This window comes from Pseudomonas sp. NBRC 111124, assembly GCF_001320245.1.
Classification (GTDB): Bacteria; Pseudomonadota; Gammaproteobacteria; order Pseudomonadales; family Pseudomonadaceae; genus Aquipseudomonas.
The window spans coordinates 40,183-60,925 of sequence record NZ_BCBA01000043.1 but is presented as its reverse complement, the minus strand read 5'-3'; the positions used below and the strand labels follow the sequence as shown (position 1 = coordinate 60,925).

Annotated in this window: 15 protein-coding genes and 1 pseudogene; 10 read left to right on the top strand and 6 right to left on the bottom strand. The window is 61.6% G+C overall.

Features of this window, described 5'->3' with window-relative positions:
• Positions 1-46 precede the first annotated feature (46 nt).
• Positions 47-946: a LysR family transcriptional regulator gene (locus APH28_RS17780; RefSeq protein WP_060511583.1), complete on the bottom strand. Its 900-nt coding sequence runs from the start codon at positions 944-946 to the stop codon at positions 47-49.
• Positions 947-1,053: 107 nt separating this feature from the next.
• Here APH28_RS17780 and APH28_RS17775 point away from each other — a divergent pair, with 107 nt between their 5' ends.
• From APH28_RS17775 to APH28_RS17760, 4 genes and pseudogenes are all read left to right on the top strand, one after another.
• Entirely contained in the window at positions 1,054-1,716 is a 663-nt protein-coding gene (locus APH28_RS17775) for an RraA family protein (RefSeq protein ID WP_060511581.1), read from the top strand.
• Position 1,717: 1 nt separating this feature from the next.
• On the top strand, positions 1,718-2,383 hold the full coding sequence (locus APH28_RS17770) for an RraA family protein (RefSeq protein WP_060511579.1): 666 nt from the start codon (positions 1,718-1,720) through the stop codon (positions 2,381-2,383).
• Positions 2,380-3,009 (top strand): RraA family protein, encoded by a 630-nt coding sequence (locus tag APH28_RS17765; RefSeq protein WP_060511577.1) that lies wholly within the window; start codon positions 2,380-2,382, stop codon positions 3,007-3,009. The genes APH28_RS17770 and APH28_RS17765 overlap by 4 nt, the downstream gene beginning before the upstream one ends.
• A pseudogene (locus APH28_RS17760) lies at positions 3,006-4,213 on the top strand (pyridoxal phosphate-dependent aminotransferase). Before APH28_RS17765 ends, APH28_RS17760 begins: the two are co-directional and overlap by 4 nt.
• On the opposite strand, the gene APH28_RS17755 reads toward APH28_RS17760, so the two are convergent.
• From APH28_RS17755 to APH28_RS17735, 5 genes are all read right to left on the bottom strand, one after another.
• Entirely contained in the window at positions 4,210-7,305 is a 3,096-nt protein-coding gene (locus tag APH28_RS17755) for an efflux RND transporter permease subunit (RefSeq protein WP_060511575.1), read from the bottom strand. The pseudogene APH28_RS17760 and the gene APH28_RS17755 sit on opposite strands and share 4 nt — an antisense overlap.
• Positions 7,302-8,420 (bottom strand): efflux RND transporter periplasmic adaptor subunit, encoded by a 1,119-nt coding sequence (locus tag APH28_RS17750; RefSeq protein ID WP_060511573.1) that lies wholly within the window; start codon positions 8,418-8,420, stop codon positions 7,302-7,304. Before APH28_RS17750 ends, APH28_RS17755 begins: the two co-directional genes overlap by 4 nt.
• A gap of 31 nt (positions 8,421-8,451) precedes the next feature.
• Positions 8,452-9,972, bottom strand: coding sequence for a TolC family protein (locus APH28_RS17745; protein ID WP_082432326.1), 1,521 nt, complete (start codon positions 9,970-9,972; stop codon positions 8,452-8,454).
• A gap of 117 nt (positions 9,973-10,089) precedes the next feature.
• Positions 10,090-10,305, bottom strand: coding sequence for a hypothetical protein (locus APH28_RS17740; protein WP_060511571.1), 216 nt, complete (start codon positions 10,303-10,305; stop codon positions 10,090-10,092).
• Positions 10,306-10,413: 108 nt separating this feature from the next.
• Positions 10,414-13,317 (bottom strand): AAA family ATPase, encoded by a 2,904-nt coding sequence (locus tag APH28_RS17735; protein WP_060511569.1) that lies wholly within the window; start codon positions 13,315-13,317, stop codon positions 10,414-10,416.
• 168 nt (positions 13,318-13,485) lie between these two features.
• Here APH28_RS17735 and APH28_RS17730 point away from each other — a divergent pair, with 168 nt between their 5' ends.
• The 6 genes from APH28_RS17730 (at position 13,486) to APH28_RS17705 (ending at position 20,691) form a co-directional block, all read left to right on the top strand.
• The gene (locus APH28_RS17730) at positions 13,486-15,144 is read left to right on the top strand and encodes a bifunctional 3-(3-hydroxy-phenyl)propionate/3-hydroxycinnamic acid hydroxylase (protein ID WP_060511568.1); all 1,659 of its coding nucleotides are present in this window, start codon (positions 13,486-13,488) and stop codon (positions 15,142-15,144) included.
• Entirely contained in the window at positions 15,144-15,791 is a 648-nt protein-coding gene (locus APH28_RS17725) for a TetR/AcrR family transcriptional regulator (RefSeq protein ID WP_060511566.1), read from the top strand. Before APH28_RS17730 ends, APH28_RS17725 begins: the two co-directional genes overlap by 1 nt.
• 154 nt (positions 15,792-15,945) lie before the next feature.
• The gene (locus tag APH28_RS17720; protein WP_060511564.1) at positions 15,946-16,560 is read left to right on the top strand and encodes a TetR/AcrR family transcriptional regulator; all 615 of its coding nucleotides are present in this window, start codon (positions 15,946-15,948) and stop codon (positions 16,558-16,560) included.
• Positions 16,561-16,648: 88 nt separating this feature from the next.
• Positions 16,649-17,740 carry a 2,4,5-trihydroxytoluene oxygenase gene (locus tag APH28_RS17715; protein ID WP_060511559.1) on the top strand — a complete coding sequence of 364 codons (1,092 nt, stop codon included), beginning with the start codon at positions 16,649-16,651 and terminating at the stop codon, positions 17,738-17,740.
• Positions 17,741-17,833: 93 nt separating this feature from the next.
• Entirely contained in the window at positions 17,834-18,790 is a 957-nt protein-coding gene (locus APH28_RS17710) for a fumarylacetoacetate hydrolase family protein (protein ID WP_060511557.1), read from the top strand.
• Entirely contained in the window at positions 18,790-20,691 is a 1,902-nt protein-coding gene (locus APH28_RS17705) for an acyl-CoA synthetase (RefSeq protein WP_060511555.1), read from the top strand. Before APH28_RS17710 ends, APH28_RS17705 begins: the two co-directional genes overlap by 1 nt.
• Positions 20,692-20,743: the final 52 nt, after the last annotated feature.

Genomic DNA, 20,743 nt, shown 5'->3' with positions numbered 1-20,743 from the left:
CGCCTTTTGTAAAATACGAAGCCGCGAACCCAGCCATATGCCCAGCCTATGATGGAAACATCTGTTTGGCCTGGTCGATCAGCGCATCCACCAGTGGATTACGGTTGACCCCATGCCATGCCATGGCGGTGGTGACAACCTTCACTTCCGGCTGCAAAGGCCGCACCAGCACATTCTCCGGCGCCAGTTTGTCCATGGACGTTGGCACCAGGGCGATGCCCTGGCCACAACTGACGAACGCTACCTGCGACGAGACCGAGCGGACCTGATGCACGATGCGTGGCGCGAAGCCGCTGGTTTTGCATAGCCCTACCAGATAATCGAAATAGACTGGGCTTACGTCTCGTGACGCCATCACCAGCGTTTCATCGGCAAGCGCTTTCAGATCGATGGCTTCACGGGCGACCAGAGGGTGGTCCTTGGGCATGGCGACGGCCAGGCGGTCCTCTGACAGAGGCATCGACTGCAGGTGTCGGCCGAGGCTGCCTTCGAGGCGCGCGAACGCAATGTCGATGTCGCCGGCCTCAAGCGCCGGAATCGCTTCCGCGCTGTCGATTTCTCGAACCGAAACCGTGATCAACGGATGGTCTTGCTTGAATCGCGAAATAAGCGGGGGCAGCACATCGATCATGGCCGATGTGATCGCCCCGAGGGTCAGCACACCGGCGTGACCGGTCACCGCCTCGTGGACCGCCAACTCCAGACGCTCCAACTGATCCGCGAACTTTCGGACCGCAGGGAGGATGGCAGCCCCGGCGGGGGTCAGTTGAGCGCCCCGACGAGAGCGGGTGAACAGTTGAACGCGAAGGGACTGTTCGAGGGCCTGGATCTGCTCGGTCAAGGGTGGCTGGGACATGCCCAGTCGCTTGGCCGCACGGCTGAAATTCTGGTCCTCGGCAACTGCCAGGAACAGCCAGAGATGGCGTATCAAGCGAAAGTTGATCACGGCGCTCTTCCATAGGTTTGGAGTATGACAAGCTTAGCTTCTTCGTAATATACGTATCAAACCTCGGCGCAGATACTCAAGCCTCACCTACAAGAGGCCTGCAACCGATGAGCTTGAAAGCCCCACTTGATCGCCTGGCTGCGTTCGATACCAACACGGTGTCGGACGCGCTGGACTTCCTCCAGCTGCCTGGCGCCACCAACGGCCTGATGCCGCTGTGGAATTGCCCGAAAATCGTTGGCCGTGCCAGCACTGTGCAGCTGGGGCCAAAGCAGGACGTGGCGCCCACCGTTCACCTGATTACCCCGGTCGTGGAGCAGGTCACCACTGATGACCGCGTGCTGGTGATCGCCGGTGGCGTCGACGGCATCTCCAGCTGGGGCGACATTCTGGCCAACGCAGCCCAGCGCAAAGGCATTCGGGGCTCGATCATCGATGGCTTCAGTCGTGACATCCGCGGCAGCGCCGATATCGGCTATCCGGTTTTCGGCCGCGGCGTGACCATGATCAGCGCACGTAACCGGCTCATCCAGCTCGACGCGGCCGTGAAAGTTCGCATGGCCGGCGTTGAGGTGGAGGAGGGCGACTACGTGATCGCCGATGAATGCGGCACCGTTTTCGTTCCAGCCCACGCTATCGAAAAGGTGCTCGACCTGGCAGAGCGTATCGATCGCCGCCAGGCCGGCATGGTCGATGCCGTCCGTGCGGGCCGCTCGGTCGAGGAAGTGATGCACGACAGCCAATTCGAAGCCATCAAGGTGGAGCACTGATATGAGCCTTACCGACAAAGAGATCGTTGCTTTGTTCGAGGGCCTGGATACCCCTGGTGTGTCCGATGCGATGGACAAGCTGGGCCTTCCAGGCCAGGCCTTCGGTATCGCGCCACTGGCTAACTACAGCCAGGTGGTGGTCGGTCCGGCCTTTACGGTTCAGTACGTCAGTGCGAGCACGCCACCCGGCACTGTGGGTGATTTCATTGATGAAGTAGCCCCCGGTGACGTTGTGGTCATTGCCAACGAAGGCCGTACCGATTGCACGGTGTGGGGCGACATCATGACCCAGTACGCGCTGGCTCGCGGTATCGCCGGCACGGTCATTGATGGCGTCTGTCGCGATGTGAACAAGGCACTGGGCGAGGGCTACCCGCTATTCAGCAAGGGCCGCTTCATGCGTACCGGCAAGGACCGTGTTGAAGTCATGGCCGTCAACCAGCCGGTATCGGTTGGCCAAGCCCGTGTTTGTGCCCGCGACATCGTCGTCGCTGACGCCAATGGCGTCGTCATCGTCCCGCGTGATCGTGCCCGGGAAGTCGCTGAAACGGCACGTCGTATCGAACACGTCGAAGCGCAGATCCGCGAACAGATCGCCACTGGCAAGCGCCTGAAAGAAGCCCGCGCCGCCCTCGGTTACCACGCCCTGCAGAGTAAACAGCCATGAGCCTTCCACACGACTATCAGAACATCGCAAGAGTCCTCGGCAGTTCCACTCTGTACGAGGCCTCTGGGCTACCGTGCGCGGTCGATCGCGAAATTCGCGCAGTCTGGAAAGGCGCGTTCATCGCGGCATCCGCCTACCCGCTGCAATGCTCGCCAGGTGACAACCTGGGCCTGCACCTGGCGGTGGCGAAAGCGCCGCGCGGTAGCGTACTGGTTTGTGACACTGCCGATTTCGTTGCCGGCTACTGGGGTGAAGTGCTCACTGTGGCGGCTGAGGCCGCAGGCATTGTCGGCCTGGTGATCAACGGCGGCGTGCGCGATATCGCCGCGCTCGAAGCCCACGGCTTCCCGGTGTTTGCGCGAGGCATCTCGGTCAAAGGTACCGTCAAGGCGACCACGCCTTCGGTGGGCAAGCCATTCGACTTCAGCGGTGCGCACGTCAGCGTCGGCGACCTGGTAGTCGCGGACGAGGACGGCGTCATCATCATCCCGGCCGATGCCGTTGAAAGCACATTGCGCGAAGGCCAGAAGCGCGCCGACAAAGAGGCCGTGTTCATGGCCAGGCTGCGTGAAGGTAAAACCACCATGGACCTGATGGGCCTTTCCCTCCCGGAGGCGCACGCGTGAGCCTGGAAACACTGAATCGCCGACTGGAGGCTGCCAAGCCTTCGGCAACCTACAAGATCATCGACCGCGTCGCTGCGCGCCGCGCAGAAGGGGCGACGATCATTTCGCTCTGTGCGGGTGAGCCCGACTTCGATACGCCGGAGCACATCCGTGCTGCGGCCATCAGTGCGATCAACAATGGCCACACTCGCTACACCCAGGTGGCTGGCCTTCGGGCGTTGCGTGAAGCGATTGCCCGCAAGTATCAGCGTGAAAATGGTCTGGATGTCAGCTGGCAGGACACGCTGGTGTGCAGCGGTGGCAAGCAGGTCATCTTCAATGCTTTGGCCGCGACCCTGAACGAAGGCGACGAAGTGGTGATTCCGGCGCCGTACTGGGTCAGCTATCCAGAAATGGTCGAGCTGTGCGGTGGCGAGTCGCGCATTGTTGCCTGTGGCGCCGCGTCCAGCTTCAAGCTCACCCCGCAAGCGTTGGCCGAGGCCATCGGGCCGAGAACCCGCTGGCTGATCCTGAATTCGCCGTCCAACCCCACGGGCGCCGTGTACGACGCCGACGAGCTGCTGGCGCTGGCGGAGGTGTTGCTGGCCCATCCGCAGGTACTGATTCTGGCGGACGACATCTATGAGCACCTGATCTTCGACGGTCGCGAGTTCCTCACGCTTGCCCAGGTCGAACCACGACTGGCTGCACGTACACTCACCATGAACGGCGTATCGAAGGCCTACGCCATGACCGGCTGGCGCATCGGGTTCGCCACGGGCCCTCGCTGGCTGCTCGACGCCATGGAAAAGCTTCAAGGTCAGCAGACCTCGGGCGCCTGTTCCATCTCGCAGCACGCTGCAATCGCTGCCCTGGACGGTCCGAAAGACTTCATCGTGCACAGCCGCGAAGTATTCCAGCGGCGCCGCGATTTCATGGTCGAATTGCTCGACCAGGCGCCGGGTTCAGCTGCGAAGTCCCGGGCGGTGCCTTCTACGCCTTCGCTGACTGTTCTGGCCTGATTGGCAAGCGTTCGCCAGGCGGCCGTGATCTGGTTGACGACGAGGCGGTTGCGATGGCATTGCTTGAAGAAGCCAACGTGGCCGTTGTGCAAGGCAGTGCGTTTGGCCTGCCGGGCTACTTGCGAATCGCCTATGCGCTCGATGATGAGTCGCTTCGCGCTGCATGCCAGGCGATTCACAGCTTCTGCAAAAGCACTTGTTAGCCAGAGACCTGATTAATCTCGCCGGTCTGCGAATGACTGACACCTGGTTCAATGCGTTCTACCTTGAACCAGGCTGCGTAAAGAGCGGGAACGAAGAAAATCGTCAGTACCGTCGCCACGGTAAGCCCACCCATGATCGCGATCGCCATCGGCCCCCAGAAAACACTGCGTGTCAGGGGAATCATCGCGAGCACTGTCGCCAGCGCTGTGAGCATCACCGGGCGCGCCCGGTGAATGGCCGCATCAAGCACTGCGCTCCAGGGATCGCGCCCCTGTTCAATCTCTGTTTGAACCTGATCGATCAAGATCACCGAGTTACGCATGATCATCCCACCCAAGGCGATGATTCCCAGAATTGCAACGAAGCCCAGTGGCGACTGGAAAACCAGCAGTGCGGGCACGACACCGATCAGGCCGAGGGGGGCGGTGAGCACCACCATCCACATGCGCGAGAAATTCTGAAGCTGCAACATCAGCAGCAACAGGATGCTGACAAGCATCAGCGGCGCGACCGCCAGCAGGGCCTTGTTGGCCTTGTCGCTTTCTTCGACAGCCCCCCCGACGTCGATCCGGTAGCCCGACGGCAGCTTTGCTTGAATGTCGGTCAACAACGGCTGGAGTTCCTGGGTCACGGATACTCCCTGCTCACCATCCTTCACATCTGCACGCACGGTGATTGCCATGTCCCGGTTGCGTCGCCACAGCACGGGCTCCTCCAGTTCGGTGCGCACCTTTGCCACCTGGGACAGCGGCACGACGGTGCCCTCACGCGTGTACAGATTGATGTACTTCAGTGTGTCGAGCGTCAGGCGCTCTGCAGGGACGGCGCGGGCCACGATATCGATCAGGTCCTCACGTTCGCGCAGCTGCGACAAGGTGGCCCCGTTGGTGACGGTCTGGGTGGCCAGTGCTACATCTGCCGGGGTCAAACCCAGCAGGTTCGCCTTGTCCTGGTCCAGTTCGAGCTTCAAGGTGCGCACCGGGTCGTTCCAGTCGAGTTGCACATCACGCACTTTCGCGTTGGCGGCGACCACCTTCTCCACTTGCCGAGCGATCTGCCGTACCACCTGGGTATCCGGGCCTACGATGCGAAACTGCACCGGGTAGCCCACGGGTGGACCCAGCTCCAGGCGGGTCACGCGGACCCAGGCCTCGGGGAACGCCTGGTCGACCATGCCCATCAGCTTGCTCCGGACACGTTCACGCGCCTGCAGGTCTTTGGTCATCACGACGAACTGCGCGAAGCCGGGGTTGGGCAATTCCGGGTTGAGCGAGAGGTAGAAACGTGGAGCGCCAGCACCGGTGTAGGCGGTATAGAAACGCACATCGGTGTCTTTCGCCAGGATCGCCTCCATGCGTTTGACCTGTTCGGTCGTCTCGGCAAACGAGGCCCCTTCCTTTACCCGCAGGTCGATGACCAGTTCGGGCCGGGAACTGCTCGGGAAGAATTGTTGTGGCACAAACTTCATACAGGCAAGCGCCAGGGCCAAGCCACCCATCGTGGCGCCGATCACTCTCCAGCGATGCTCAATGGCTGCGTCGATCAGACGGCGCAGGCTCCGGTAGAACCGGGAGTCATACGCGTCCCCCTGGTGGTGTCCGGCAAAATCGCCGGGTAACATCTTCACCGCCAGGTACGGGGTGAAGATGCCGGAGCAGATCCACGAGAACAGCACCGCAGCACCGACGATCCAGAAGATGCCGCCGGCATATTCCCCTGTGGTGGATTGCGACAGACCGATCGGCAGAAAACCTGCGACCGTGATCAATGCGCCGGTAAGGCGTGGCATCGCCGTAGCGCTGTAGGAAAAGGCGGCCGCCTCGATTCTATTCATGCCAGTTTCCATTTTCGCCACCATCATCTCGATGGCGATGATGGCGTCATCCACCAGCAGGCCCAAGGCGATGATCAGCGACCCCAGCGAGATGCGTTCCAGGTTCCAGCCCATCGCCAGCATCACCAGTGCTACACCGCCCAACACCAGCGGTACCGTCGCTGCGACCACCAGGCCCGCCCGCCAGCCCAGGCTGGCCAGGCTCACCGCGATGACAATGACCAGCGCCTCGGCCAATGCACGCCCGAAGTCCAGGATGGCATCTTTAACCGTGGTCGGCTGGTCAGCCACGAGCTCCAGTTCGACACCATGAGGAAGTTCTGACTGAATCTGCGCGACGCTCGCGTCCATGGCCTTGCCGAGGTCGACAATGTTGCCATCGCGGGTCATGGTGATACCAAGCATCAGCACAGGCTGGCCGTTGTGGCGTACCGTGTAGGTCGGTGGTTCCTCGAAGCCACGGGTGATGGTTGCAATATCGCCGAGTTTGATTTGCCTTCCGCCGACCGAAAGCGGCAGATCCCGAATGGCATCTGCACTTTCGAACTGCCCACTCACGCGGACCATGACCCGGTCCCCGTCCGTATCGAACTGACCCGCAGGCAGCATCGCATTGCGGCTTTTCAGGCTGTCAGCAATCGTCAGAGGGGATATTCCGAGCGCGGCCAGGCGTTCGTGCGAGAACTCCACATAGACCCGTTTGGCCTGCTTGCCAATGACATCCACCTTTTTGACCATCGGTACCTTGAGCATGCGGCGCTTGATATCTTCAGCGATGTCGGCAAGCTCGCCCTGGCCGATGCCGTCACTCTTGACGGCGTACATCAGGCCATAGACGTCGCCATACTCATCGTTGACGATCGGCCCGATAACGCCATCGGGCATCTCGAGGCTGAGGTCCTTGAGTTTCTTGCGCGCCTGATACCACGCCTCGTTCTGGTCCGCTTTGGCGGTGCCTCCGCGCACGGTGAGGGTCATGCCTGCGTAACCCTGACGGGCGTAGGTCACCACTTTCTCGAAGTGGTCTATCTGCTCGAACTTTTTCTCCATACGGTTGAGCACCTGGTCCTGCAACTGCTGAGCCGTGGCGCCTGGCCAGACAACGATGGCGGTCATCGAGGGTACCGAGAAGTTCGGGTCTTCGAGCTGACCGAGCCTGGTGAAGCTGAACAGGCCGGCCAGGGCGACGACAATCAGCATGAACAAGACCATGGCGCGATGGCGCAGCGCCCAGCCGGTCAGATTGAAAGCGTTCATCGGGAGGCCTGCTGTGTGGAGGTTGAGTGAACGATCGCTGAGTCCGGCAGGCTGACACTGAGCCCCGAGGCCATCTTTTGTACCCCGGCGGTTACCACCAGTGCCCCCGCCTGCGGGCCGGAGATCAGTACCTCATTTTTGCGGTAGCCCCACACTTGTACGGGCACCGGTTCGGCGTTGCCTGCATGGTCCTTGCCGGTAGGCGTGACGACCCATACCACCGGGTTGCCAGCCTGTTGGGTCAATGCCGTGGCGGGTACCACTGCCACTGACAAGCCTGTCGTCACACGCTCGGCCATGACGGTCGCGGTGGCCCCCAAGGGCAGCGCGAGGAGGGTTTTCGGCTTCAGTCGCGCACGGAAGGTACGGGTCTGTGAAGCGGCCTGCGGTGATAGCTCACGTATGACAGCTTCGAAGCTGTTGTCCGGGGCGCTGGCAAGCGAAACGACAAAGTGTGCGTCATTGAAGGACGCCAGATGATCTTCCGGGACATCGACCACGATCTCCGGCTCTCCTGGGTCTGCAATCGACACCGCTGGCTGGCCTTGCGCCACCACCTGGCCGACCTCAACACGCACGGCAGTGACGACACCAGAGCGGGTTGCCCGCAGTATGGTGTATTCGAGTGTGTTGCGTGCGATTTCCAGTTTGCGCGCTTCGGCCTGGGCGGTGGCCTGTGCGGTCTGCGCAAGGGTGCTGGCGCGCTCATCGTCGGCCGCACTGACCGAGCCATCGGCTTTCAACGCCTGGAGGCGTTGGTGGTCGGACTGTGCAAAGCGCATCTGCTCGACAGCCACTTTCCACTGCTGCTGCGCTGCCTGCTCGGCGAGCCGATAGTCGCTGTCGTCCAACACGGCCAGGATCTCGCCTTCACGCACACGTTGGCCGACATCAACCTTGCGCTGGATGACTTTGCCGGCAACCCGGAACGCTTGCTCGACTTCATGCCGCGATTGCACGCTGCCGACGTACCGATGCGTCTCACGCACGCTGTCATAGTTGATTTCGGTGACTCGGACCGGGCGCGGTGATTGTGTGGTTGGCGCTTGCGGGCTGCACGCGCACAGCAACAGAGCAGCCGCCAGGACGCTGGCTGCAGGGAGTGTGTTTTTCAAGACGTTTCCTCGTTGGGGTGCGACCGCATGCTCAGGAGAGCGGCGCCCGGTCGGTATCAATGGCGGCAGCAGGTGCGGAGGAGGGCTGGTCAAAGACTTGCCAGCCGCCTCCCAAGGCTTTGTAGAGCTGCACACTGTCGAGCAGCAGGCGAGTGTTGCTTTCGTTGGCGTTCAGACGCGCTGCCAAGCGTGCCCGCTGCGAGTCCAGCAGCGGCAACAGGTCGATCTGGCCACGGTTGTAGAGTGACTGCGCACGGTTTTGCGCAGCTTCAGCAGAGGCGGCAGCCAATTGCAGCGTCCCCGCACGGCGGCGTTCCTGCGCCTGTGTCACAAGGGCGTTCTCCACATCTTCCAGCGCGCGTGCAATGCCGTCTTCAGCACGCAGTAACGCTTCCCTCTGCGCGCTTTCGGCGACCTCATTGATGGCCTGGGTGCGTCCGGCATTGAATATCGGCATTGCCAACAGGCCCGCGACATTGGTGAAACGCGCTGCGCCAAGGTCGACGCCATTGAGCGCCAGGCCCTGACGGCCAAATGAGGCGCCCAGGAACAGCTGCGGGAACCATTCGGCGGCAGCCTGGCGACGGCGCGCATTGGCGGCGTCCAGCTGGGCCATCAACGCCAGCACGTCAGGCCGGCGCTGCAACAATGCAGCAGGTTGGCCTGGTTTGGCCTCGGGCACGCTCAACCCGTCGCCATCCGAAGACGCCAGGTCCGCAGTGGTGAACGACGGTTCGCCGATCAGTACGGCAATCCGGTGTCGCGATACCGCTGCCAGCGTTTCCAGCGGCGGTATCTGCGCCCGTGCAGACAGCGCATCGGTCTGCGCCCGCTCCACATCGAAGGCCGATGCCAGCCCTGCCTGGTGGCGAGCGGCGACCAGACGAAGCGTTTCGTCCTGCATGGCGGAAATGGCACGCAACGTCGCAACCTGGCGTTGCGTACCTGTCAGCGTGAAATAGTTGCTGACCACATCGCTTATTACCAGCAGCCGGACGCCGCGCAGGGTGTGTTGCGTGGCCATTGCTTCAGCTTCGGACGCTGCTGCCCCGGCGCGCAAGCGGCCGCTCAAGTCCACTTCCCACGAGACGTCCAGGCCCACGCTGCCGGTTCGCGTATCGGGATAGCCCTGTTTTGTGCTTGAGCTGTAACCGCTACTGCGGTCGCTTCCGGAAACGGCGGCCCCGACGGCAGGCAGCAGCCAGGACTGGCTGATCGTTTCGCCGGCGCGTGCCGCACGCAAACGCTCGGCAGCGATCCTGACATCGCGGTTGCGCAGCGCGGCGCGGCGTACCAGATCCGTCAATACGGGGTCGTGATAGACCTCCCACCACGCGGCTTCGGGCTCTGGCTCGGCGCTTGTGTCTGCGGCGAAATGACTCGGTAGCTCGACAGCAGGTGCTAGAACAGGCGTCGAGCAGCCGCCCAGCACGAGCGTGATCGACGTAGCGAGCGCGCCCCCGGCAGCCAGCCCCACGGGGCGGATGGCGCGCAGCAGGACGATGCGCAGGCGGGGCAGTAAATCGGAAAGTGAAGTTGGCGATCGCGGCATGGGATGGATTCGTGCAAATGTGAAGTGGCTTCAGGTTAAGGCGCAGTGCCGTCGGAGTTGTCAGCGAGGCGTCGCCACTCGGTCGCCATTGCGGGACGTTTGACGTTCACAACCTGGTCAGTCTGCCTGTGGCGCGTGCTCGTGCAGGCCATGCGCCGTTGCAAGTTCCAGGGCGAGCGACTGCAGCAGTTCTTCGGCAGAGGAAAACGCGTGTTGACGGCCGGTCACCAGGCTCTCGAGCCGGCCTGCCAGGTTCCCCGGCGTCGCGTCGTCACGCAGTTTCAGCACATAGGTACGGCGCGTCGGGTATTTGGATTTATCGTTGAGGGTCATCGCACACCACGGGTGGGAAAGTTGCCCGACAGCCTAGGGAGCTGCGACCCGCAAGTGGTCAGCGAAAGGTCGCGTTTGCGTCTGAACGCGCCCGCTTTGCTTGCACCGTCACTTGAGCAAACGGGCTTTGGCGCCTGCAATATGCCGCGCCCGCGTGATCAGCGCGGTGCCGTCCGCCTCGGGCAATGCCATGGTCAGCATGAGCAACGCGTCGTGCTCGGCAGGCGTCGCATCGTGGTACTCGCACAGCTCCACCATCACCTGAAGCTCCAGCCACGCCGCTTGTTGGGCACGGGCTTCAGCCATGGCCCTGCGCACTGCCGCAGCGCCCCGGTCGAAACGACCAAGCTTGCGCGCAATAGCGGCCTCCAGCAGCAAGAGCTGAGGCAGGTAGACGCGTTCGCCCAGCGCCTCTCCCATCCGCAGTGCTTCCTGCAATTGGGTCTGCGCTGCCTCGCAATCGCCCGCCAGCAACAACGCTTCAGCCGCATAGCCCAGCACCTCACTCGCCCCCGAGCGCATTCCCAGGGCAATGTGATGCTCAAAGGCTTCGCGTATGTGCCGGTAGCCATCGATGGCGGCACCGCTACGTGCCTGGGCCCAGCCACGCCACCAACGACAAGCGCTACGCCCCAGGGCCAGGGAAAATTCGTCAACCAGCGCCTGCATGTCGCTCGCGAGCGTTGCCACCTGCAAGTGATTTCCCATCCTCACCGCCATCAGCACCTGGTGCCAGGTACAAACCAGGCGTGTCATGGGGTGGCTTGACGCCTGGGCACGCACGCGTGCGAGTTCGATGTGCGCCTGTGCCTGTTTACACAAGCCAGAGCGCAACAGTTCGATGGCGAGCATGCCGTGCAGCATGACCTGCGGGTCTGCGGCGAAAACGTCGTTCGCACCCACTTTCAAGGTTTGTGCAATGGCCAGCGCGCGCTCCAGCCAGGCCCGGGCCGACTGGGTGCGGCCTTGCAAGTGGTGGATCTCGCCGTGAACGATACAGGCCGCCAGCATAAGCATTGAATCGCCGTTGGCGCGGGAGAGGGCTTCGGCACGCTCCGCTACCGCCAGGGCCATCGGATAATCGCCGCGTAAACTCAGCAAGTAGCCGAAGCCATGCAACAGGCGGGCGCGCACGGGGTGCATCGGCACCTTGTCGAGCAATCGGTATGCATGCTCGAAGGCCGCTTTGGCGTCGTCGCCAACGCCCGATGAATGGAAGGCCGCAACGCCTTGCAGCGTGGCAAGGGTGAATCCGAGGGCATCGGACTCGGGGTCTTGCGCAGACAGCGCAAGCAACGCCCGCGCCCGTTCGGCAAGGCCCAGGCACAGTTCGGGAGAGAAATGCAGCAATGCAGCTTGCGCCGCCTCGGCATAGTATTGCACTGCAGTCATGGGCAGATGAGCCCGATCGAAATGCATCGCCAGTTCCGAGGGCGCCACCGCGATACCTGCCGAACGCTCGCGCTCGAGCGCTTCACCCACCTGGCGGTGGAGCGTGGCGCGCAGCGACCGTGGGGTGCGCTCGTAGAGCACCTGGCGAAACAGCGCATGCCTGAAAGTGTAGGGCGGCTCGCTGGCCTCGTTCTCTGCTCTGAGCGGTGATTGAGCAAGCCATAGCTGCTCACGCATCAACGCCTCGCACTGGCGCGAGACCAACGTCAGATCGAGGTTCAGCGCCAGCGAAACCGTCTCTACCCTGAAACTGGTTCCACAAACTGCCGCCATCGACAGGAGGGTGCGTTGCTCTGGCTCAAGCTTGGCAATGTAGTGGTGGATAATGGCAGCCAAGCTCTCGGGGACCGCCATTTGCGCCAGCCTGGTCTCGGTATGCGCTGCATTTTCAGCGGGGACCATGAGTTCAGTGAACATTGACGACACGAACAAAGGAACCCCGTCGGTTCGCGTGTGCAGTGCACGGACGAATGTTTCATCCCGTGCCAACGACGCGCAGCGGCGCGCAACAAAGGCTGCCACCTCGGTTTCCGAAAACGGATCCAGCAGCACCTCCTCACAAAGGCGCTGCAGACGAAGTTCATGACGAATCGAGTTGAGCGGATGGTCCAGCGCCACCACCTCGGCAAGGCGAAAGCTCGAAAGCCACATCAGCCGGGTTCTGCCGCGGCGACGGGCGATGTAGTTGATGAGCTGGACCGTCGATCGATCCGCCCAGTGCAAGTCTTCGGTTACCAGCAGCAAGGGACGCTGTTCGGTATAGCGGTCCAGCAGTTCGCCCATTTCCCGCAGCATCCGTTGCGGACCGTTGCCGGCTACTTCATGTCGTAAGGCCTCGCGTTGCTCGGCATTGCTCAACCACGGTAGCTGCAAAAGCCAGGTCGGTGCCACGTCGCGAAGCAGTGCGGGTAACGCCGTATCGCCCCGGCACAATTCTGCCAAAGCCTCCAGCACAGGAAGGTAGGGCTCGCCTGTTCCGTAGTGCTCCACGCATTGGCCACGGGCGCACGCCACATCGCCCAGGCTTGCCAGAAATTGCTCGATCAGGGTCGTCTTGCCGATCCCGGGTTCTCCGGCGAGCCAGACCACTGCACGCTCGCCAGCATGTGCGCGTCTCCAGGCCTGCTCCAAGCTGGCCATTTCAGCGGTACGACCGATGAAGGAGGGGGCCGGGCCCAGGCAGTTCTGAACCGCCAGGTTCGCTACAGCGGGTAGCGCCGATGCACGGGGTGGCGCAGCCAGGAAGCGATAGCCGCGCCGCGATACTGTCTCAATGAAGCGAGGGCGGCGAGGATCATCGGCCAATACCTTGCGCACATCGCTGACAGCCGTTTTCAGAACCGATTCGCTGACAAACCGGTGCCCCCAGACAGCATCCAGCAACGCATTTTTCGTGACCAGCGAACCGGTCTGACGCGCAAGTTCGCACAACAGCGAAAAGGGGGTCGGCGCTAGCGAAACGGCCTCGCCATCGCGCCACAAGCTGGCATTGGCTTCATCTAGCTCGAACTCGGCGAAGCGGAGCCGGACCGGTGCCGGCTGAGACTGCTGGCGTGCCACGATTCATACCTACGGCGCAAAAGGGGAGTGGATGCGGGAAGGGCATGATCGCAGAAAACAGTGACAAAAACATCAATATTGAAAACTCTCTCAATTTTGCATACCTTCATCTTGCCTGACGATGAGGCCGGTGCGCCTTCATGACCCCAATCACAACAAGGGCTCGAGATGAACAAGAACAACAATGAGATCGAATTGCTTCCCGCTGACGTAGACGTACTGGTGGTCGGCTACGGCCCGGTAGGTGCGACCATTGCAGCGCTGCTGGGCCGATACGGCGTGTCTACCCTGGTGCTGGACAAGGCACACGAGGTGATGTTGATGCCCAGGGCGATCGCCCTGGACAACGAGGCTTTACGGATTCTGCAATTGGCCGGCCTTGCCGAAGATGCCTTCGCCAAGATCGTTATTCCTCAGGTCAAGATGCATTCACCGGTGCTTGGGCAGTTTGGCCGTGCCGATACGCAGGGATGCATCGATGGCCATCCCAAGCTCGTGACGTTCTACCAACCTGACCTGGAGCATGCGCTGCGCAACCAGGTTTCCCGCCTGAAGTCGGTGACCAGCCTGGGTGGCTTCACGCTTGAGCACCTGGCCTACGAAAAGGACTGCGTGGTCGCTACGGTCCGTGACCAAGGAGGGCAGGCCCAGACTGTTCGCTCCCGCTACCTGGTCGGTGCGGATGGCGCCAGTTCAAGGGTCAGGGCATTGATCGGTCAGGAGTTCGAGGGCCAGACCTATGCCGAGGACTGGCTGATCGTGGATGTCAAGAATCGTCATGCCTCGGCTATCGACCACGTTGAATTCATTTGCGACCCGCAGCGCCCCACGCCGCATATGCCTGCCCCCGGCGGCAGGGAACGTTGGGAGTTCATGCTGCGCCCGGGTGAGTCTCGCGAGTCGCTGGAAAGCGAGCAGAGCATTGCCCGGCTGATCGCCCCCTGGATCGACCCCAAGGAACTGGAAATCGAACGCAAGGCGGTTTACCGCTTCCACGCCCGCTGCTGCACACGGTTCAGCAAGGGGCGGGTGTTTCTGGCGGGCGATGCAGCACATATCACCCCGCCATTCGTCGGCCAGGGCCTGGTGGCCGGCTTGCGGGACGCAGCCAACCTTGCCTGGAAGCTGGCCTGGGTGCTGCGCGGTCAAGCAGCGCCCGCCATTCTCGACACCTATGACGTCGAGCGTCGCCCCCATGCACAGGCCATGATCAATCTGGCCAAACTCATGGGGCGACTGGTCATGCCCAAGAACAAGATTGCCGCCTTCGCGACCCATGGTCTGATGCGCCTGCTGGCACTGACACCCGCCACCAGACGGTACTTCGAGCAACTCGATATCAAACCTAAGAACACGTTCAGGCACGGGCTGTTCATGGCGCCTGTCAGGGGTGAAAAGCTGGTGCAGGGTGGCCTGTTTCCACAGGTGTGGGTGCGGAACATGCAAAAACATGTCGTGCTTAGCGATGATGCCTTGCGAAACAACCTTACCCTGGTTGGCTTCGGTGTGAATCCAAAGTCGTTACTGAGCAGCGAGCAAGTTGCTGCGTGGGTCAGTCACGGTGGGCAATTTCTGCAGATCAGCGCCCGCGGCCAGGTTTCTGAGGGCACATGCGACTTCATTGAAGACCTGAACCATGAGATTCTTCCCTTGGCCGAAAAGGGAACCATCGTCGCAGTGCGCCCAGACCGCGTTATCATGGGCCATGCACCGGGTGCAGCAGCGCAACGCCTGCTTCGAGATTGCCGGACGTTGCTGTTCGGCGAATGGTCTCCCTCGGCGAGCGAGTCCTTTAGCCTGAAAGATCCTGTCGGCCTACGAGTTTGATGATGCTACCGCCACTTCCGCTTCCAGATACTGCCACGCCGCCTCTGACGAGGGGCCATAAAAAGCGTGAACGCACCCGCCGTGGCCTGGTGGACGCGGCATTGAGGCTTATCGCGCGCAAGGAAGTCGGAGAAATCGCCCTGCTGGAAGTCGCCACGGAGGCGGCGGTTTCCAACGGTACGATCTACAACTACTTTCGCACGCGAGAGGAAGTCCTGGAGGCCGTGGGCATTGCCATGGCCGCCGAGTTCTCCGATGCCATTTCCGACCTGAGTGCCGATGTCAGCTGCGGCGCGCAGCGGCTTGCCATCGGTGTGCGCATGTTCCTTTGCCGCGCCGCAGTTGACCATCAGTGGGCCAACGCCTTGCTGCGGATCATCCACTTCGATCAGGCCATGCGCTCACGGCTGGCCACACATGTTCTGGGCGATCTGCGTGAAGGTCTTCGCTCGGGCATGTTCTGCTACGAGGATGAAGGCGTTGCCTTGGACCTGGTGCTCTCTTGCACAACCGGTGCGATGCGCTCGATTGTCGATGGTCGAGCGGTGGAAGGGCACGATGTGCAGGTCACCAAAATGGTTCTTCGGGCGCTCGGTGTATCGCTTGCCAAAGCCAGCAAGATTGCCGCAAAACCTCTGCCTGTCTGAGTCGCCTGCTTTGTCACCACTGCTGCACTGGGGGAGCCTCCAGTCGGTGGTGGATTGTCGTCTGGCATTGAACATGTGTGTTCAATAAGAAATCCGTTGACGAATATTGAACACAAGTGTTCAATCCTAATTCAGATGAGTCTGGAGATTTTTTGTGCATAGCCTGAATCCAGTACAGCGGCGAATCCATCAAGCGGCCGTCCGCTTATTCACTCAACGCGGTTCGGTCGACGTCAGCATCAGCGATCTCGCGCAGGAGGCCGGCGTTGCGCGCGGCACCATCTACAGCCATGTGCAGAGCACCGAGCAACTGTTCAGCGCCGTGGCGGCCCAGCTGAGTGCAGAAATGCACGGGCGAGTGGAAAAAAGTTTCGCGGACCTTGCCGACCCGGCTCAGCGGCTGGCGAATGGCATCCGCTTCTTCATACGGCGTGCCCATGAGGACGCACAGTGGGGAGCGTTCATCCACAAGTTCTCCATGCACAACGCCTCGCTACGCGAAATGTTTACCAGCCAGGCGACAACCGACCTGCTGAACGGCCTTGCCGCTGGCCGCTACAGCTTTCGTCAGGATCAGCTGCTAAGCGTGCTCGGCCTGATCTCGAGCAGCGTGCTCGGTGCCATGTTCCTGGTCCTCGAGGGGCACCGGACCTGGCGCGAAGCGGGGGCTGACACCGCCGAACTGGTGCTCCGCGCATTGGGTGTACCTGCGCAAGAAGCCGCGCAGCTGTCGACCCGGGAATTGCCGGTACTGCCACCTCTGGACTAAACGCAGTCGCGTTGTTTGAAGATTCTCGACCCCTGTTCATTCCGGGGTCCGGGAGCGCTCAGCCTCAAGAAACTGGAAAACAACAACAATGAATCAGCACAACGAGACACTCCGGTTGGCCACGCCGCAGCCGTCACGCCATCTGCATCCCACCGTCAAGGCCAAGGCGCTGACCCACCTGATCTTCCAACGGCCCGACCTGGACAAGGCATCGGGGTTTCTGGTGGACTTCGGCCTGATCGTCAGTCAGCGCAGCGCCGATACGCTGTATCTGCGCGCAACCGAACCCAGCCCCTACTGTTACCGAATCCACCAGGCGGACGAAGCCCGCTTCGTCGGGTTTGGCCTGGCCGTGCAATCGCGTGCGGACCTGGAAAAACTTGCGCAAATCCCTGGCGCGTCCGCGGTACACCCTGCGCCCCATCCGGGTGGCGGGTATTTCGTCAGCCTGTCCGACCCCTCGGGCTTCATTGTCGAGGCGGTGTACGGACAGCGTCCCAGCCAGGCATTGCCGAGCAGGGCTCCGCTTTCGTGGAACCTGGCCACTGCGCAGCAGCGAATCAACGCCACGCAACGCCCATCCATCGCGCCTCCCGAGGTGCTGAAGCTGGGCCATATCGTGCTTGAGGTGGCCGCCTACCAAGCGACTTGCGCCTGGTACACGCAGCATTTCGGTTTTATCCCAAGCGATATCCAGGTGTTGCCTGACGGCTCACCCATTGTCGCCTTCATGCGTCTGGACCTCGGTGACATTCCGGCCGATCATCATACCCTGGCCATCGCACAAGGCTTCATGGCCACCTACAGCCACAGCGCCTATGAAGTGGTTGATGCCGATGCGGTAGGCATGGGGCAGCGCGTTATGCGCGATCGCGGCTGGACGCATTCCTGGGGGATCGGCCGGCACATCCTCGGCAGTCAGATCTTCGATTACTGGCAGGACCCTTGGGGCGACAAGCACGAGCATTACTGCGACGGCGATATCTTCACCGCCACATATGCTACCGGCATCCATCCCGTAAGCCCCCAAGCGATGGCCCAATGGGGCCAGCGCATGCCCAGGAGCTTTACCAAGCCCAGGCTCAGCCTGCCCAACCTGGTCACACTATTGCGCAACCTTCGGCGCACCCCTGACCTGACGCTACGCAAATTGATCACGCTCATGCGGATGTTCGGGTAGTTGATTCATAGCCTGGCCAACGCTTCATTGGAACAACACCAAAGTGCTCGCGCCACTGAGCCCGGGACAAACGCTGCTTCAGGAGTACCATCCATGTCTGTCGTGCACGTAGTTCGTTTTGAGTTCGAGAACGGTATCCATTGGGGCGTGATCCGCCGAGGACGTATCACGCCTGTGCCAGGCACGTTCGCTACCACGGGCGATTTCATCAGCAACAATAGCGTCGAGGCGCTTGCACAGCTCAAAGGCCAGGAGCTGGACGAGAATAAGGTGAAGCTGTTATCGCCTCTCACCCGTAACCAGCAGTTCGTTTGCCAAGGGGCAAATTACCGGCAGCACATGATCGAGTCGGGCATGGACCCTGACGCAAAAAAGTACAACATGATCTTCACCAAGGCGACCAGCTGCCTGGTGCCAGTAGACAGCCTCCTCATAAAGCCGAAATCGGTGCGCTTCCTGGATTACGAAATCGAACTGGGCCTGGTCATGAAACGTGCTATCACCGGCGCGGTTTCTGTTACCGAGGCCAATCTGCACGCGTTCATTGCTGGGGTCGTCATCGTCAACGATTACTCGGCTCGAGACATCCAGATCCCGCAGATGCAGTTCTACAAAGGCAAGAGTTTCCGCACGTTCGGGCCGGTCGGCCCTTACCTTTGCCTGCTGGGGCCCGAGGACATGCATTACCTCAAGGCACTGAACCTGCGCCTTACGGTGAATGACGAAGTGCGCCAGAGTGACAGCACTGCCAACCTGGTATATGGCCCCGCTGAAACATTGACCGAGCTGTCTGGCGTGCAGGACCTGGCTCCAGGCGACCTGATTGCCACGGGCACGCCGGCGGGCTGCGCCTTGTCGATCCCATCCCCCGCCAAGCAGCGTATCGCTGCACTGATGCCCGAAGCCACGAAGTGGAAACTCTTCCTCAAGGCGCAAGAGGGCCGCACCCAGTACCTCAAGCACGGTGATGTGGTCGAAGCGCGCATTCGCAGTGCCGATGGCGTGATTGACCTCGGCGTACAGCGCAACCGTGTGGTGGGGGAAGCGTGATGCGGGTCCGGTCCCTGCAGGACGTCGTCGACCTCGAACAGGTTCCGTTAGCGGAACGGGGATTGGCTGCGAGTACGTATGAAGCGTTGCGCCTCGCCGCTGAGCGCAGGCCCCAGGCCCCGGCGCTCAGCTTCTTGCCCGACGTGGCTCACTTGTCGGGCACCCGCCAATGGAGCTACGCCCAGCTCTTCGCGGAGGTTACCCGTGCAGCCAACGCATTTCATGACCTTGGCGTAAAACCCGATGATGTGATCGCCTTTCTGCTCCCCAACCTACCCGAAACCCACTTCACGATCTGGGGCGCCGAGGCAGCAGGCATCGTCATGGCGGTCAATCCGCTGCTGGAGGCCAGGCAGGTTGCCGGGTTGTTGAACGCGGCGAACGCTTGCGTGGTCGTTACCCTGGCGCCCACCGGCGACGACCTGTGGCCGAAGCTTGCATCGCAACTGGAGCACCTGCATTCGCTTAAATTCGTCGTGTGGGTCAGCATGGACCACTATTCCAGCGAACCCATGCGCGCTCCACTTGATGCGGTGACGCTGCAGCAGCGGGCGGGCCACGGCAACATCGCGATTCATGAATGGCACGCGCTCATGGACGGGCAGCCCGCCACACACTTGAAAAGCGGGCGGCAAATCCGCCCGGAGGACCTGTCTTCCTACATCTGCACGGGGGGGACCACCGGCCTGCCCAAGATCGCCGCGCGAACCCATGGCTCGGAAGTGTTCAATGCCTGGGCGGCAGCGGCACATCTGCAACCGCATCATGAAGGCGATGTCTTCTTCTGCGGCCTTCCGCTGTTTCACGTGAACGCTCAGATGGTCACCGGGCTGATGCCCTGGACCCAGGGTGGGCATGTGATCCTCGGTACACCGAACGGCTATCGTGGCGAGGGCGTGATCGCGCGATTCTGGGAATTGGTGGAGCGCTTCGGCATCAACTTCTTTTCATGCGTTCCAACGGTGTGTGCGGCCCTGCTGCAACATGAATCGAAGGGGCGCGACCTTTCTACGCTGCGCTATGCCGTGTGTGGTGCCGCCCCCATGCCGGCGGAACTGTTCCGTGAGTTTGAACGTAGCACCGGCGTGAAGATACTCGAGGGGTATGGGCTCACCGAGGGCACCTGCATTTCCTCGGTCAACCCGCCCCATGGTGAACGCCGTATCGGCTCCATCGGCATTCGGATCGCTCATCAGCAAATGCGCTCGGTGCTGCTTGATGAGGCGGGGCAGTACCTGCGTGATGCCAATGTAGACGAGGTTGGCGTCATTTCGCTGTCAGGCCCGAATGTCTTCAACGGATACCTCGAAAAAGGCCACAACCGGGGCTTGTGGATCGAGATCGAGGGGCAACGATGGCTTAACACCGGGGATCTGGGCCGCCAGGACGCCGAGGGCTACTTCTGGCTGACGGGGCGCAAGAAGGAACTGATCATTCGCGGGGGCCACAACATCGATCCGAAACAGATCGAGGAAGCCTTGCAGGCACATCCTGCCGTGGCACTGGCTGCAGCGATCGGCAGCCCGGATGCCTATTCCGGTGAGGTGCCGGTGGCCTTTGTCCAGTTGCGCCCTGGTCACTGCTGCGATGCCAAGACGCTTGAAGCATTTGCCCAGCTGAACATCAGCGAGCGGGCGGCAATACCCAAGCGCATTGAAATACTCGAGACCATGCCGTTGACGGCGGTCGGGAAAATCTTCAAGCCGGCTTTGCATCAGCGAGAAATCAGCAGGGTGATCGGGCGTGAAGTGGTTCATGCGGGGCTCGGGCCTGTCGCCGTTGAAGTCATCCAGGACGAGCGGCGTGGGCTGGTCGCGCATATTCAAGCCGGTGAACACAAGGAAACCCTGGCGCAACTTCTCGGTCGTTACAACTTCCAGGTGGAGTGGCTTAGCCATTAAAAGCGCCACCTGAACGCTCAGCGGTTCGCGGGCAGAAAAAAGATCGTATCTC

Excerpts from the sequence above, each read along its gene's own strand:
- APH28_RS17740 (WP_060511571.1), bottom strand. The coding sequence starts at position 10,305 with ATGACCCTCAACGATAAATCCAAATACCCGACGCGCCGTACCTATGTG.
- APH28_RS17765 (WP_060511577.1), top strand. The coding sequence starts at position 2,380 with ATGAGCCTTCCACACGACTATCAGAACATCGCAAGAGTCCTCGGCAGT.
- APH28_RS17775 (WP_060511581.1), top strand. The coding sequence starts at position 1,054 with ATGAGCTTGAAAGCCCCACTTGATCGCCTGGCTGCGTTCGATACCAAC.
- APH28_RS17755 (WP_060511575.1), bottom strand. The coding sequence starts at position 7,305 with ATGAACGCTTTCAATCTGACCGGCTGGGCGCTGCGCCATCGCGCCATG.
- APH28_RS17705 (WP_060511555.1), top strand. The coding sequence starts at position 18,790 with ATGCGGGTCCGGTCCCTGCAGGACGTCGTCGACCTCGAACAGGTTCCG.
- APH28_RS17730 (WP_060511568.1), top strand. The coding sequence starts at position 13,486 with ATGAACAAGAACAACAATGAGATCGAATTGCTTCCCGCTGACGTAGAC.
- APH28_RS17745 (WP_082432326.1), bottom strand. The coding sequence starts at position 9,972 with ATGCCGCGATCGCCAACTTCACTTTCCGATTTACTGCCCCGCCTGCGC.
- APH28_RS17715 (WP_060511559.1), top strand. The coding sequence starts at position 16,649 with ATGAATCAGCACAACGAGACACTCCGGTTGGCCACGCCGCAGCCGTCA.
- APH28_RS17725 (WP_060511566.1), top strand. The coding sequence starts at position 15,144 with ATGATGCTACCGCCACTTCCGCTTCCAGATACTGCCACGCCGCCTCTG.
- APH28_RS17710 (WP_060511557.1), top strand. The coding sequence starts at position 17,834 with ATGTCTGTCGTGCACGTAGTTCGTTTTGAGTTCGAGAACGGTATCCAT.
- APH28_RS17770 (WP_060511579.1), top strand. The coding sequence starts at position 1,718 with ATGAGCCTTACCGACAAAGAGATCGTTGCTTTGTTCGAGGGCCTGGAT.